The following is a 15,620-nucleotide window of genomic DNA, read 5'->3' on the forward strand; positions in this document are numbered from 1 at the left end:
TACCTACCTCACCTAATAGATTTATATCCCTCAAATTATTTGTACAGTTTGAAAAAGGGACGTTTGCCGAAGGATGCGGCAAACGTCACATCATAAATACAAATGTTTTCACTTATAACAATCCTGAATGCATTTTGCTGGGTGCTGTGATTTAATGTAATCCACGATCAGCTTTGTCATTTCAGCGGTTCCAACAACCCGGCCGCCTTCAATTTGAAGATCACCAGTGTGGGCGCCTGATTCTAAAATGGCTTGAACAGCATCTTCAACTAACTTAGCTTCCTCTTCTAAATGGAAGGAGTATCTAAGCATAAGTGCTGAAGATAAAACCATTGCACATGGATTGGCAATTCCTTTGCCGGCAATATCAGGTGCAGAGCCATGTACTGGTTCATATAGCCCCATATCATCTTCACGAAGACTGGCAGAAGGAAGCATGCCGAGAGAACCCGTTAATACAGAAGCTTCATCACTTAAAATATCGCCAAACAGATTTTCAGTGACAATAACATCAAAGTGAGTTGGATTGGTGATAAGTTTCATGGCAGTGGAGTCTACAAGTGCATGCTCAACTGTTACATCCGGATATTGAGCTTTCTTTTCCTCAACAATCTCACGCCATAGTTTACTTGATTCAATAACATTTGCTTTATCAACAGAAGTAAGGTGACCGCGGCGTACTTGAGCTGCTTTAAATGCTTTATCTACGATTCTCTCAATCTCGGGACGTGTATAAGCTAGAGTATCCACAACAGCATTTCCGTTGTCACGGCGTTCACTTGGCTGGCCAAAGTAAAGGCCGCCAGTCAATTCGCGGACAATCAGCAGATCACTTCCGGCAACAATTTCCTCCTTAAGTGGTGAAGCGTGAAGTAATTGTTTGAAACCTGTAACTGGACGCAAGTTTGCAAATAAATCAAGTGCCTTGCGAATACCCAATAATCCCCGTTCAGGGCGTAAGTGGGATGGGTTATTATCCCATTTTGGTCCTCCAACCGCACCTAGTAAAACAGCATCTGCTTTTTTGGCAGCTTCTACTGTTGATTCCGGTAGGGGAGTGCCATATAGATCAATAGCAGTTCCACCAATTTCCTGTTGCTCAAAGCTGAAAGAATGATTGAACTCTTCAGCAATCGCTTGAAGTACTTCCTTTGCTGAATTAATAACTTCTTGACCGATCCCATCACCAGGAAGTAAGACGATATGTTTTTCCATTCAAGTGAACCCCCTTTTAAAATTGGTTAAAATAGTGTTTGTTGTTTTTGCAGCTGAGTTTGGTTAAATAAGAAACGGTTTACTGCGTTCAGGAAAGCTTTAACTGAAGCCTCCAACAGATCTTGAGAGGTTGCCCGTCCCTTTACCGCTGTTCCATTAACAGTCATCTCTATATGTGTCTCAACTAAGGCATCACGGCCCTGGCCAATCGATCTTAGATTAAAATTGGTGATATGGATTTCTTCCTTTATCAAAGCTTCCATTGTGTTGAACAGTGCCTCGACACTTCCTTTGCGGCCGGTGCCGGCGGTTTCAATCCGCTCACCCTCAGGGCTTGTAAGGGCAACAGTTGCTGTCGGCAAGTTGCCAGAGCCAGAATGGACCTGGAACGCTAATAGTTCATATTTTTTTACATTCAGCACAGCTGTCTGAATATCGGTTAAAATTGTAAAGATATCCTCATCTGTTACTTCTTTTTTATGGTCAGTCAGCTTTTTAAATGAAGTAAAGGCCTCTTGGAGCTGTTCATCTGATACAGTAAAGCCCATTTGTTCAATTTTGTCTTTAAACGCGTGGCGACCAGAATGTTTTCCCAGAAATAAATGATTGCCTTTAATCCCAACCAACTCAGGAGTGATAATTTCATAGGTTGCCGCATTTTTTAAAATACCATCCTGGTGGATTCCGGATTCATGTGAAAAAGCGTTTCTGCCGACAATAGCTTTGTTTGGTGCAATGGCCATACCGGTAAATTTGCTCACAAGGTCACTTGTCCGCTTAATTTCGCTCAATACTAGATTATTAGTAAACGGAAACTTATCCTTCCGGATTTTTGCTGCAACGGCAAACTCCTCAAGTGACATATTTCCGGCACGTTCGCCAATGCCATTAATCGTACCCTCAACCTGCGTAGCGCCATTTTGGACTGCAGCAAGGGTATTGGCTACAGCCAAACCTAAATCATTATGGCAATGTGCTGATAAAGACACTTTATGAATATTCCGAACATTTTCTTTAACATAACGGAAAAGATGGCCATATTCTTCTGGTGTTGAGTACCCGACAGTATCAGGAACCATTATGACAGTTGCTCCGGCGTCAATTACTTTTTCAATAATTCTAACAAGAAAATCAAGGTCAGATCGTGAAGCATCTTCTGCTGTCCACTGTATATGCGGAAATTTCTTTGCAGCGTAGGAAACCATGTTAACTGCTAATTCGATAACTTCCTCCGGCGTTTTATTCAGCTTGTATTGCATATGAATAGGGGAGGTAGCAAGAACAATGTGAAGCCTGGGCTCTTGTGCCTCTTTTAAAGCATCCCAAGAAATATCAATGTCTGACTTTACCGCCCGAGCCATCCCTGCAACAGACACATTTTTTATCGAACGAGCAATCGTTCGAACTGCTTCAAAATCACCCTGGGAGGAAGCCGGAAAACCGGCCTCCAGTATATCAACCCCAAAGCGCTCAAGCTGCTTAGCAATTTCAAGTTTTTCCAGCTGGTTTAAATTTACACCAGGCGATTGTTCACCATCTCGTAATGTTGTATCAAAGATGTTAACGTGAACCATTATTGGCCACTTCCTCCTTAGCCTTAACAGATTTTTTAATAAATGGCATTAATTCGCGAAGTTCTGCGCCAACTTTTTCAATTTGATGATTATTTTCGCTGCGGTTAATAGCATTGAATTGTGGACGATTTGTTTGGTTTTCTAACAACCATTCTTTTGCAAATTTACCGTTTTGAATATCTGTTAATACATCTTTCATGCGTGCTTTTGTTTCTGAAGTGATTACCCGTGGGCCTGATACGAAATCGCCCCATTGAGCAGTATCAGAAATAGAGTAGCGCATGTTTGTAAATCCACCTTCGTAAACAAGGTCAACGATTAATTTCATTTCATGTAAACATTCGAAATAGGCAATTTCAGGTTGGTAGCCTGCTTCAACTAATGTTTCAAAGCCTGCTTTGATTAGGCTGGTTAAACCGCCGCATAAAACAGCTTGCTCTCCAAATAAGTCTGTTTCTGTTTCTTCTTGGAAAGTAGTTTCAAGAATACCAGCACGGCCTGCGCCAATTCCTTTAGCATAGGCAAGGGCTAGTTCTCTTGCTTGGCCGGTAAAGTCTTGATAGATACCAAATAGGGAAGGAACACCGCCGCCTTCTGTATAAGTTCTACGAACAAGATGTCCTGGGCCTTTTGGTGCAACAAGGAATACGTCAACATCAGCTGGTGGAACGATTTGATTAAAGTGAATATTAAAACCATGAGCAAAAACAAGGGCGTTACCTGGCTTTAGGTTATCTTTAATGCTGTCATTGTAAATTTGTGTTTGTTTTTCATCTGGAGCAAGGATCATGATAACATCTGCAGCGGCAGCAGCTTCAGCTACAGAGACAACTTCAACGCCTGCCTCTACAGCCCGGTCATATGATCTTCCTTTTCTTAGACCAACAACAACATCAAAGCCGCTTTCCTTTAAATTAAGTGCGTGTGCGTGACCTTGTGAACCAAATCCGATAATTGCGATTTTCTTTCCTTGTAAAACCTCTTCTTGAATGTCGCTGTTATAAAGTACTTTTGCCATGATTAATTCATCCTTTCGAGATCGATTATTTTGATATAGAAAATGAAGATGACTCACTAGTTTGTGGCTGCTGCCCACGTAAAAACGCGGTTAAGCCTGTTCTTGAAATCTCTTTAATCCCATATGGGCGAAGCAATTCGAGAACTGCTTCAATTTTGTCTGGCTTTCCGGTAACCTCGATTGCCAGACTGTCTTTGCTAACATCAATGATGGAAGCCCGGAATGGTTCGATAATCGCGTTAATTTCTCTGTGAATTTGCGGAGTACTTGCTACTTTAATAAGCGCAAGCTCTCTTACGACAATAGCTTTATCGGAAATATCTGAAACCTTTAAAACATCAATTTGTTTATTTAATTGCTTTGTCACTTGTTCAAGCTTTTGTTCATCTTCCACTTCGACAACCAAGGTCATTTTTGAGACACCGCCAACCTCTGTTGGACCAACGGAGATACTTTCGATGTTAAATTGCCGTCTAAGTAAAAGACCAGTAACCCGGTTTAAAACGCCACTTCGATCTTCAACGGTAAGAGTTATAATGCGTTTCATGGTTTCACCCCAATCATTTCATGCAGCCCTTTCCCAGGTGCAATCATTGGATAAACATTTTCCAGTGGAAGAACACGACAATCTACTAATACTGGACCATCATAAGCAAAGATTTCAGGAAGAGTAGTAATAAGTTCTTCCTTATTTTCAATTTTGAATCCGCGAATCGAATAGCTTTCAGCCAGTTTCACAAAATCAGGATGAGAACATAGAATGGATTCTGAATAGCGTTCGCCATGGAATTCTTGCTGCCACTGACGAACCATCCCAAGGGCACCGTTATTGACGATAATAATTTTGATTGGCAATTGCCTTTCTTGAACAACCGACAGTTCTTGAAGGGTCATTTGGAAACCTCCATCACCAACAATGGCAACTACCTGATTGTCTGGTGCAGCAAATTGTGCGCCAATTGCTGCCGGGAATCCAAATCCCATTGTTCCGAGCCCTCCAGATGTAACCCAGCGGTTTGGTTCAGTAAAAGAGTAATATTGTGCTGCCCACATTTGGTGCTGACCCACGTCGGTTGTAACAACGGCATTACCATTCGTAACCTTATGAATCGCTTTAATCAGCCATTGTGGACAAATAGCTTCTTGCTGCTCGTTATACCAAAGCGGGAATTCTTCCTTATTCTTGTCAATGGCCGCTAACCAGTCCTGATGTTCTGGTGATTTATTGGCATATTTATTCAATTCAATTAACGCTTCTTTGGCATCAGCTACGATTGGAATTTGGGTAGCAACGTTTTTGCCGATTTCCGCCGGATCGATATCAATGTGGGCGACCTTTGCGTTTGGTGCAAAATGATTGAGACTTCCGGTAAGCCGATCATCGAATCTGGCGCCAATGTTTATGAGCAAATCGCATTCATACAATGCCATATTTGAGGCATAGGTCCCGTGCATTCCGCCCATCCCTAAGGAAAGAGGGTGATTGCCAGGGAAGCTTCCTAATCCTAAAAGCGTTGTTGCCACTGGAAGCTTGTGTGCGGACACCAATTCCATTAGTTCTGATGAAGCCTTTGCGTGAAGGATCCCAGCACCGGCAAGAATGACAGGCTTTTTAGCATTTGCTAATGCTTCTGCCAGCTTCTTAATTTGATTTGGATTCGGTTTTGTCGTCGGCTGGTAACCAGGAAGACTGAATTTTCCATCATTTGGTTCACCAGGTAAAGCGCCCGCTGAAATATTTTTTGGAATATCCACTAACACAGGTCCTGGCCGGCCGGTAGAAGCAATATGAAAAGCTTCTTTTACGATTCTAGGTAAGTCAGAAATTGCTTGAACTTGATAGTTGTGCTTTGTAATTGGCGTCGTAATACCGATGATATCAGCCTCCTGGAAGGCATCTGATCCAATTACATTTTGGGCAACCTGACCAGTAAAAATGACGAGTGGTAAAGAATCCATCATTGCATCTGTTATACCTGTTACTAGGTTGGTTGCGCCAGGCCCGGAGGTTGCAATAACGACCCCGGGTTTCCCAGAAATGCGAGCATACCCTTCAGCCGCATGTATGGAACCTTGCTCGTGACGGAATAGAACGTGCTCAATTCTTGCCTTTGCTTTATAAATAGCATCATATATTGGTAGAACAGCACCCCCTGGATACCCAAATAACGTGTCTACACCTTCATTTATCAATAAATCAATGAGAAGATCTGCACCTGTTTTTGGAGCTGCGTTAGTTTTGTAATCCGGTTTAGCTTCTACTTTCACGAAGTGATCCCTCCTTAAATATATTTAAATATTTGAAAAACTCAGCTGGCGGTTGTGTCTTTTACCAAAGTGTTAGATTTTTAAGGCTCTTTTATTACAAAATTTAAAGAGTTTTGCTAACTTGCAAAAGAAAAAGACCAATCCTCATCCGAATAAACTGCCTTTTTTGCAGAATAAACGGGGAGAAAAGGCCTTGCTTTTCACGGTACCACCCGATTTTTGCAATATCCTCACGAATATTGCCTTATGAAGCGATCAAAAGTCTAACCGCTTCTTTTTGTAACAGGTGTCCTAGTAGCCACCTGATTGAACCTAATAGGAAAGTCCGTTCAGTCCAACACTCAGGGATGATGTCGAAATAAGTTGTACTACCGGGCTTCCAGCAACCCCGGCTCTCTGTAAATACAAGTTCCTATTCCTTTATTCCCGTCATCGATTTATTAATAATTTAATTGTTTTGAAAATTTATTTTACCATGTTATCAATTAATTGTGGGTTTGTAAACAAATATTTTTATTTTTAAGGAAATTAAATAATAACCTATTGGTAACTTTGAAAGAAGTTAATCAAAGTCCAGCTCCAGTGCCCAGCGACTAGTGTACTTCGCCTATCTCCCTACGATAAGTCAACATCGAATCGCTAACGCTCTTCGTGTTTCCTTTATCTCAGTCGGTGTGCTCCAATCCATACGTCGCTAAACAGGCACTTTCGCTTTTGTTTCTTAAATTTTCATAACCCCGCCGGTACTGGCAGAAGTAACGAGCTTTGCATACTTAGCAAGGTAACCTGATTTAATTTTAGGTTCAGGCTTCACCCATGATTTCCGGCGTTCATTTAGAATATTGTCATCAACAAGCAACTCAATGGAACGCGCTGGTAAATCAATTAAAATTTTGTCGCCATTTTGAATGAGGGCAATCGGTCCGCCTTCTGCTGCTTCAGGCGAGATGTGGCCAATAGATATACCACGGCTAGCTCCAGAAAAGCGTCCGTCAGTAATTAAGGCAACTTCTTTAACCAAGCCTCGTCCGGCAATGGCAGAGGTTGGTGCAAGCATTTCCGGCATTCCTGGTCCGCCCTTAGGACCTTCATAACGGATTACAACTACATGACCTGATCGAACGGTTCCGTTATTAATTGCTTCTTGTGCATCATCCTGCGATTCAAACACAATTGCTTCACCAAGAAATTTCTTAATAGATGGATCAACAGCTCCAACCTTGATTACACCACCGTCAGGGGCAATGTTTCCATATAAAATAGATAATCCTCCAACGTGACTGTATGGATTTTCTCTTGGTCGGATCACTTTTTCATTTGTAATTTTTGCATCTTTTACATTTTCAGCAATAGTCTTGCCAGTTATTGTAATGCAATTTTTATTCATTAAACCATCAATTTGGCATAATTCATTGATAATAGCACTTACTCCGCCGGCATTGTGTACATCCTGCATTGAAATATCGGATGACGGCATAATTTTGGCTAGATAAGGAACCTTTTCAGCAATTTTATTGATCTCATGTAAATCATAATCAATGCCTGCTTCGTGCGCAATGGCCAATGTATGCAATACTGTATTCGTCGAGCCGCCCATGGCCATATCAAGAGCAAATGCATTGTCAAATGCTTCTTTTGTTAATATATCACGCGGGCGAATGCCCTTTTTGATTAATTCCATTAAATGTTTTGCTGCCTGGCGAATAAGTTCATGTCTTTCTTCAGAGGTGGCTACTATGGTTCCATTTCCAGGAACAGCCATTCCTAAGACTTCCATTAGACAGTTCATAGAGTTGGCAGTAAACATACCCGAACATGATCCACAAGTGGGGCATGCCGATGTTTCAAGCTCCAGCAGTTCTTCTTCGTTAATTGTCCCGTTATGAAAGGCTCCGACTCCTTCAAACACAGACGTTAGGGAAAGATTTTTTCCAGTTGAGGACACGCCTGCTTCCATTGGACCACCAGAAACAAAAACGGATGGCACGTTGGTTCTTGCTGCCGCCATTAACATTCCTGGAGTGATTTTGTCACAGTTAGGAATGTAAAAGACACCATCCAACCAGTGGGCATTAATCACCGTTTCAGCACTGTCGGCAATAATTTCACGACTTGGCAGAGAATAGCGCATTCCGATATGGCCCATTGCGATACCATCGTCCACACCAATAGTGTTAAATTCAAAAGGAACTCCACCGGCGTCACGGATCGCTTGTTTTACAATTTCTCCGAAAACATTAAGATGTTTGTGTCCCGGTATAATATCGATATACGAATTACAGACACCGATAAATGGCTTTTCTAAGTCACTGGTTTTAACCCCAGTTGCATATAATAAACTGCGATGTGGGGCACGATCGAACCCCTTTTTAATCATATCGCTTCTCATTTTTCTGCTGCCTCCTATTTCAAACGGTTTAGGTTGTTGCAGACAACGAACCAGAACCCGCTGTTGCTGCATGACTATATTCCTAAGTCAATTGAAGGCTTTTACTAAATAGTCTTCAAAGGAAGGATAAAAATTTCTATAAAAGTTTTATTGACGATAATCATACAACCAATCGATAAAGTGGTCAATATTAATATCTGACAATTCAAAACAGTCCAATCATTTGATAGCGTTTACAATGTTGCTATTACAAGGAAAATTCTAAAATAAAAAATTTTTCAAAATTATTTATTTTATTTTGGGTATTGTGAAAATATAGTGGACAAACCTTATATTTAATAAGAAAACGGGATTCTAAAGATTAGTTTATATGGATAAAAATGGTTATTATTATTTTTGTTAAATAATTTTTTAGGGAAAATAAGGATTTCAGCCTTTAGTGATCTGCTCATATACTTCACGTAAAGTTACGATTCCCATTTTCTGTGCTCTTCTTACATAATAGCTCCAGATTTGTGCGGTCATTTTTGCATCTCCAAGGGCGTGATGACGATCTTTGATTTCTACCCCGCACTCCTTACAAACTTCATCTAGGGTAAATGACTTCATATTTGAGTTGAATAGACGTATTAAAAAAGCAGTATCGATTAGACGGTGCTCGAATCTGGTTCGTAAGATATCCCAGGTCATTTTTTGCATAAAAGCTTTCTCGTGACTTGAATGATGAGCAACAAGGATGCTGCCGTTAATAAACTTATAAAACTTTAACAAGACTTCTAATGCAATGGGTGCTGCAGCCAGCTCGTCATTGTGAATATTTGTTAGGGCTGATATTTCATTTGGGATTGGTTTGTCAGATTTTATCAAAGAGTAAAAAGAGGCTTCTTCGCCTTCTTCGATAGTTGCTCCACACATCTTGATCGCGCCGATCGAGATGGCTTGGTCGCCTTTTTCAGGATAAAATCCCGTTGTTTCCAGATCAAAAACAACAACCTTTAATGTTTCAAGGGGAGTATCGAGGTTGTTTTTTTTATTTAATTCTTTTTGGAGCTGCCTGAGGAAGGAAATGTGTTGGGGATTTGACTGCCCGCGAATCCCTGCATAAATATTTGAATTGAACTTACCTGACATATCCTTGAAAAATTGGAACAACTCATTCATCCCCATAAGATCCTTCCTTTTCTATTAACCGTCTTAATTGATAACAAAGCGATAATGTCGTTTTGATTATTTCCTTTATTTCTTTCTTTTTCACTTTTGATAATTTCATAATGTTTAAAAAGTGACTTGCTTCATAATTTGAATCATTTCCATATAATAGACGGAAATTTAAAAGCTTTATAAATTGCTGCTTGTATTTTTCTTTGTCTTCTTTGGAAAACAACCGCTCTGGAAGAAGATCTATTCTTGTGAGCGTAGAGGCCTCGATTATATTGTTTCTTATGGCTAAAAAACGGATGGCATTGACAAAAGGGAAAAGGGTTGTTTCTTTCAAATTTAGCTGTCCGGCATAGATGCCATGGGTTTCAATCAACAACTGACCAAGAATGCCAATTCCTTTTTTGTAATACATTGTATTGTTAAATATGTTCGGGAGAAGCTTTTTGCTGTGAATAGATTGATTGATATAGTTTTTTATTTCTTCAATATATTTCTTCTCGCCGTATAGTGAGCGGCTGTCGATAAAGATTAACAGATTGCGAATGGACTCCCAGTTTGCTTCCTGGACCCAGCAGCTTATTTGCTGCTGCCATTCTAAGCGGGACTTACACCAAGTGGGGTTACTTGCCATTACATCACCGCTACAATACTCATAACCTGCTAGATAAAGTCCTTTAGAGATTTCACTCCCTAAGTGTAGAAAATAACTTTTCGCATTCGCATTCGTGTTCGTTTCTTCATAGATAATTCCGTGGTCTTGATCGCTCCATAAACCTTGTTCAAAGCGTCCGGCGCTACCCATAACGAAAAATGAAAAGGGGGCAGGACCCAGTCCATCATCTTTCTCTACTTTTCTTAAGGCGATTCTGACTACTTGTTGCATGATTTCATCATGGAATTTGTTTAACAAAAAATGGTCATGAATAAAGTCGTTGAGTTTCAGGTCACGATACTTTCTAACCTCTTCATAGGAGCCAGGGCTCATTCTGTTCCCACCCTTCATTACGCAAAAAAACTTTTGTGGCGGTCATGGTTAACCATGACCGCCTTATTTAGTTTACTCAGTTTTTGCTCGTAGTGCTTCGTTTAGTTGTAAATTATCCTTGTGCTTTAGCAATTCAGGATAACCATAGCTGCCGTGCTCACTGATATCTAAACCAATTATTTCTTCTTCCTCTGATACACGAAGTCCTTTCATTACAGCTTTCATTACATACAGGATAATATATGATGCGGCGAAGGCGAAGAGGCCGCATGCAATAACTCCCATTGCTTGAACGCCAAGTTGGTGAAATCCACCCCCATAGAATAATCCTGGTTTACCAACAGTCGCTAATTCTCTTGTTGCAAAAAATCCATTGGATAATGTTCCCCAAATCCCTGCAGTACCGTGAACAGACAATGCTGCGATTGGATCATCAATTTTCATTTTTTCAAAGAAGCGCATGCTGTAGAATACTAGAATTCCGGCGATAAAACCGATCACGACTGCTGCCCATGGAGCAACAAAACCACAAGAAGCGGTAATAGCAACTAATCCGGCGAGTGCACCATTTAACATCATTGGTACATCTGCTTTGCCTAAGACGATCCAAGAAACAATCATTGCTGCAACTGTACCTGCGGCTGCACCTAAGTTTGTATTAAGGGCAACATATCCAAAGAAGCCATCTGCAACTCCTAGCGTGCTGCCAGCGTTAAATCCGAACCAGCCGACCCATAAAAGTAATACACTTAAAGCTGTAAATACTTGATTATGACCTTCAATAGTATTAGCGGAACCATCTTTATTAAACTTTCCAATCCGAGGCTTTAACAAAATTGTTGCGGCAAGAGCTGCAGCTGCACCAGTTAAATGGACAACCGTTGATCCGGCAAAGTCTTGTTTTCCATGTTCGGCTAACCAGCCGCCGCCCCAAATCCAATGGGCAATTGGAGGATATACAATAATAGAGAATAATACCGAGAAGATGAGGTATGCTGCTAATTTTGCCCGTTCTGCAAATCCGCCAAAGGCGATTGTTAAAGAGATGCCAGCAAAAGCAAGTTGGAATAAAAAGAAAACTGATCCTGAGAGTGCTAAGCCTTTTATTTCATAACCGGAGTAAAAGAAATGGGATAATCCAATCAGTGAATTCAGTGAACCACCTGAACCAAAAGCTAAGGCGTAGCCGACTGCCCAAAAAATAAGTGAGCTGATTGAAAAGGTTAAAATTGTTTTACCGGCGATATGGCCAGCATTCTTCATTCGGGTTGAACCTGTTTCGAGTAAGATAAATCCACCAATCATCAAAATGACAAGTACCGCACCAACCATGGTCCAAAGACTGTTCATTAGAAATGTAGTAGTCATGTTTCTCCCCCTTTAAAAACTATGTTAATTTTTATTACATTGTTGATAGTTGTATTTTTACATGTAAATTGATTTGATTCTATAAGTTTGTAAGATTATCTAACATGGTTTTTGAGAAGGGGAGAATTATAGGCAATAAAACACCTTCACTTAGTTGCAAGTGAAGGTTAGGATTTTCCTATTTCCTCTGATTGGTAACTTACTAGTTTTTAGACAGTCATTATCTTTTACGTACACCAAATTGGGCATTGATTTGTCCCTGAATCATTTTCCGTCTGGCTTCTCGTTCATCACGTTTTTTCTGTTCACGGACCATTTCCTGCCTGATTTCGTGTGTTTGAATGCCATCCTCAATTTTATTGGCAATCTCCATTAGTAACTCGATATCAGAAAAGGAGTATTTCCTGCTTCCGCCAGAGGACCTCTCAGGGAAAATAAGCTTTCTCTCTTCGTAATAGCGAATTTGCCTTTCGGAGAGACCTGTTAACTCTCTGACAATTCCAATTGTAATGACCTTCTTATCCTTATAAGACGATTCACTTCCCATTTTTTGTCAATCACCACCGGGTTTTTGTGATTAGTAAACTATATGTTACATATTATACACCTAATGCGTTACATTTCCTTACATTATTCGCATTTTTTGAAGTATTATGATTAAGTCCTATATTATTAGGAATGATGGGAATGTTTATTTCTTATCTCTATCTAACCGCTTGTCATGCTAATAAATCGCTTCAAGTTCACTAACGGTAAGGGATTTTAACTCTGGTATGTCTCCCTGTGAAGAGCATCATCGATTATTTTGTTTATATAAAAACTTTTTAATTTCTCCATGGCAGAACGCAAATGCTCTGACAATTTCATCATCCCCCCCTTTGTTAGGAATTTTGAATTCTGCGTAAAAGCTCCGGGGCCTGTGAACCTAAAGACTTTAATAGTTCCTCATACAATTCCTCTCTTAATAGATCCAGACGGACAATTTTCATTGCTAAATTTATTTCATTCTTCCGATACATTTTACCCATCCTTTCTAATGGTATTGGCATTGTATATTTATAAGAGACCAAAAAACTGTGAATTTTGATTACTACCGCTTTTTTTATAAGATTAGTTTATTTTTGATCTTCTGTCAGAAGTATTGTTAGAAAAACTAACAGGATTTTTACTTCCAATTGAGGCAATATTAATTACTTTTTTCTATAAAAAGAGATACAATCTTCATAGAAGAAAATAACTGTTTGGAGAGAGAATATCATGTTGCAAAAGGTTAACCGGAAGCTTGAAAAATTGATGCCGGTCATTACCCCTGTTAGTGTCTTAATTGGAGTATTACTTGCATCCTATCTAAAAGGCTTTTCTTATTTAATTCCATGGATTTTTGCATTTATGACGTTTACCGGAAGCCTAGGCTCTAATTTTAAATCGTTTAAGGAAGCTGTTAGTCATCCCGTTCCGATCCTGGCTGCATTAGGGTTATTACATGTTGTCATGCCACTCTGGGCGCTGGCGATAGGTCATCTTACTTTTAATGGTGATGCCTACACTATCACAGGATTGGTGATGGCTATGGTCATCCCCACGGGGATAACAAGTTTTGTATGGGTTTCTATCTATAAAGGAAATATTGCTCTGACGTTATCCATCATTCTCATCGATACAATGTTATCACCGTTTATCGTTCCGCTTACACTATCATTAATTGTTGGACAAAATATCGAAATGGATGTATGGGGGATCATGAAGGGGTTACTTGTTATGGTCGTCATTCCCTCGCTGATTGCCATGACTTTAAATCAGTCAACAAATGGGAAAGCTAAACAAGTTTTAGGGGCGCCTTTAGCGCCTTTTTCAAAAATTTTTCTGGGAATTACTGTGATGCTGAATAGTGCTGTTGTTGCACCCTATTTAAGTCATGTTACCTTAAAGCTGGTTGGAATTGTACTAGTTATCTTTGTTATTGCTTCAACAGGCTACTTGTTCTCCTTTTTTACAGGATTGTTGCTGAAGAGAGATAAAGGGACCGTTGTTTCGCTAATTTTCACAGGTGGAATGAGAAATATTAGCGCGGGAGCCGTAATAGCGGTAGCCTATTTCCCGCCTGCAGTAGCAGTGCCAGTTGTAGTGGGAATGCTTTTTCAACAAGTCCTTGCATCCCTAAACGGAGCATTATTGGATAAATACTATAAAAAGCAAGTTCATAAAGAAAGTTTGTCTGCCTGATGCAATTTTTGTGAATAGGAATAATGAAAAAAACGTATCCGAAAATGATACGCTTTTTTTTTTATGGAAGGTCTTTGTGACAATATAATCTGCAAAATGAAGGAGCTATAGAAGTAATTTGTAAATAAGACGTCAGAAGTTAACTATTTCCCGGAAAATTGTCGAACGGGCGTTTTTGTAGCTTCCATTTTGTAAAAGCATCGGAAAACTAAGTCTAACATCCACTCTTTACCTGAATTCGGTCCAATATCTTCCTTCTATCCAACAAAGGAAGGACTAAAGTTTAACGATTGTTCTTCCACGAGCTTCTCCTTGAAGAATCGTAGACAAGGAACCAGGAAGTTCCTCTAGGGAAACCTCTTTATTAACAATCATTTCTAAGCGATTTGGCTTAAAATCTGTTGCCATCCGCTTCCAAATTGTTTTTCTCGTTTCCATTGGACAGTAGACTGAATCGATGCCAAGCAGGTTGATCCCGCGGAGGATGAAGGGAAACACGGTTGTTGGTACATCTGTACCACCTGTGAGACCGCTGACTGCAACCGACCCATTGTAGGCTGTTTTACTTAGAATCGAAGCGAGCGTTTTGCCGCCTACAGGATCTACAGCCCCGGCCCAGAGCTGCTTGTCTAAGGTTTTGATCTTTTCTTCAGTAACATCATCCCGGGTTAGAATTTCTTTTGCTCCTAATTCCTGAAGAAATGAATGTTCAGCATTTTTACCAGTACTTGCTACAACATCATATCCACGCTTCGCAAGAATGGACACGGCCATGCTGCCTACTCCGCCAGTAGCACCTGTAACAAGGACTTTTCCTTTTTGAGGAGTTAGGCCGTTTTCTTCTAATCGATGGACAGATAATGCCGCCGTAAAGCCGGCCGTTCCATAAATCATTGCTTCTTTTAAGCTAAGACCTTCTGGCAAAGGTACGATCCATTCAGCCGGAATTCGTGCATACTCACTATAACCGCCATAATGAGAAACACCGATCTCATAGCTTGTAGCAATTACCTTGTCGCCTTTTTTAAAGAGCGGGTCCTGTGAATCAACCACAACACCTGCTAGATCAATTCCCGGAATAAAGGGATAGGAGCGAACAATTTTTCCTTTAGGAATGCTCGCCAATCCGTCTTTATAGTTTACACTCGAGTAGGCAACTTTGATTAGAACATCACCTTTTGGCAGATCATCTAGGGTTATATCCTTTATATTTACGGTGAAATCTTCATCTGTCTTATTTACCATTAAAGCTTTAAAAGACTTGTCCATTGTTAAAACTCCTCTCAGATTAAGTAAGTGATTAAATCGTTTTATAAAGAAGAAATGCAATTTTTAGAATGACATATTCATCAATATTTCTAGGATTGTAGCCTGTAAGATTGGATAATTTATTAAGCTTGTACTGAAAGGTGTTTTTAT

At 40.1% G+C, this 15,620-nt stretch carries 13 protein-coding genes; 1 reads left to right on the plus strand and 12 read right to left on the minus strand.

Translation table 11 applies throughout. The features are described from left to right. Window positions 1-108: 108 nt before the first annotated feature. From leuB to JN080_RS22670, 11 genes are all read right to left on the minus strand, one after another. On the minus strand, window positions 109-1,215 hold the full coding sequence (gene leuB, locus JN080_RS22620; RefSeq protein ID WP_256238240.1) for a 3-isopropylmalate dehydrogenase: 1,107 nt from the start codon (window positions 1,213-1,215) through the stop codon (window positions 109-111). A 26-nt stretch (window positions 1,216-1,241) separates the two neighbouring features. Then, window positions 1,242-2,789, minus strand: a complete 1,548-nt coding sequence (locus JN080_RS22625; RefSeq protein WP_256238241.1) for a 2-isopropylmalate synthase — start codon at window positions 2,787-2,789, stop codon at window positions 1,242-1,244. Next, entirely contained in the window at window positions 2,776-3,807 is a 1,032-nt protein-coding gene (gene ilvC / locus JN080_RS22630; protein WP_256238242.1) for a ketol-acid reductoisomerase, read from the minus strand. Before ilvC ends, JN080_RS22625 begins: the two co-directional genes overlap by 14 nt. A gap of 25 nt (window positions 3,808-3,832) precedes the next feature. Further along, on the minus strand, window positions 3,833-4,354 hold the full coding sequence (ilvN, locus tag JN080_RS22635; RefSeq protein ID WP_256238243.1) for an acetolactate synthase small subunit: 522 nt from the start codon (window positions 4,352-4,354) through the stop codon (window positions 3,833-3,835). After that, window positions 4,351-6,075, minus strand: coding sequence for a biosynthetic-type acetolactate synthase large subunit (gene ilvB / locus JN080_RS22640; protein ID WP_256238244.1), 1,725 nt, complete (start codon window positions 6,073-6,075; stop codon window positions 4,351-4,353). The genes ilvN and ilvB overlap by 4 nt, the downstream gene beginning before the upstream one ends. A gap of 721 nt (window positions 6,076-6,796) precedes the next feature. Beyond that, on the minus strand, window positions 6,797-8,464 hold the full coding sequence (gene ilvD / locus JN080_RS22645) for a dihydroxy-acid dehydratase (protein ID WP_256238245.1): 1,668 nt from the start codon (window positions 8,462-8,464) through the stop codon (window positions 6,797-6,799). Window positions 8,465-8,893: 429 nt separating this feature from the next. Then, window positions 8,894-9,631 carry an exonuclease domain-containing protein gene (locus JN080_RS22650; protein ID WP_256238246.1) on the minus strand — a complete coding sequence of 246 codons (738 nt, stop codon included), beginning with the start codon at window positions 9,629-9,631 and terminating at the stop codon, window positions 8,894-8,896. Next, entirely contained in the window at window positions 9,618-10,610 is a 993-nt protein-coding gene (locus JN080_RS22655; RefSeq protein WP_256238247.1) for a DUF294 nucleotidyltransferase-like domain-containing protein, read from the minus strand. The genes JN080_RS22650 and JN080_RS22655 overlap by 14 nt, the downstream gene beginning before the upstream one ends. A 72-nt stretch (window positions 10,611-10,682) precedes the next feature. Further along, window positions 10,683-11,978, minus strand: a complete 1,296-nt coding sequence (locus JN080_RS22660) for an ammonium transporter (protein WP_256238248.1) — start codon at window positions 11,976-11,978, stop codon at window positions 10,683-10,685. Between the two features lie 220 nt (window positions 11,979-12,198). Continuing rightward, entirely contained in the window at window positions 12,199-12,525 is a 327-nt protein-coding gene (locus JN080_RS22665) for a MerR family transcriptional regulator (protein ID WP_256238249.1), read from the minus strand. A 334-nt stretch (window positions 12,526-12,859) separates the two neighbouring features. Next, a complete protein-coding gene (locus tag JN080_RS22670) occupies window positions 12,860-12,997 on the minus strand; it encodes a hypothetical protein (protein ID WP_256238250.1) in 138 nt (45 codons plus the stop codon). A gap of 238 nt (window positions 12,998-13,235) precedes the next feature. Here JN080_RS22670 and JN080_RS22675 point away from each other — a divergent pair, with 238 nt between their 5' ends. Continuing rightward, on the plus strand, window positions 13,236-14,201 hold the full coding sequence (locus JN080_RS22675) for a bile acid:sodium symporter family protein (protein WP_256238251.1): 966 nt from the start codon (window positions 13,236-13,238) through the stop codon (window positions 14,199-14,201). A gap of 276 nt (window positions 14,202-14,477) precedes the next feature. Here JN080_RS22675 and JN080_RS22680 read toward each other — a convergent pair whose 3' ends face one another. Continuing rightward, window positions 14,478-15,470, minus strand: coding sequence for an NADPH:quinone oxidoreductase family protein (locus tag JN080_RS22680; RefSeq protein ID WP_256238252.1), 993 nt, complete (start codon window positions 15,468-15,470; stop codon window positions 14,478-14,480). Between the last annotated feature and the right edge of the window lie 150 nt (window positions 15,471-15,620).

It is taken from the genome of Bacillus sp. EB600 (assembly GCF_024494385.1).
Lineage (GTDB): Bacteria > Bacillota > Bacilli > Bacillales > Cytobacillaceae > JAEVLT01.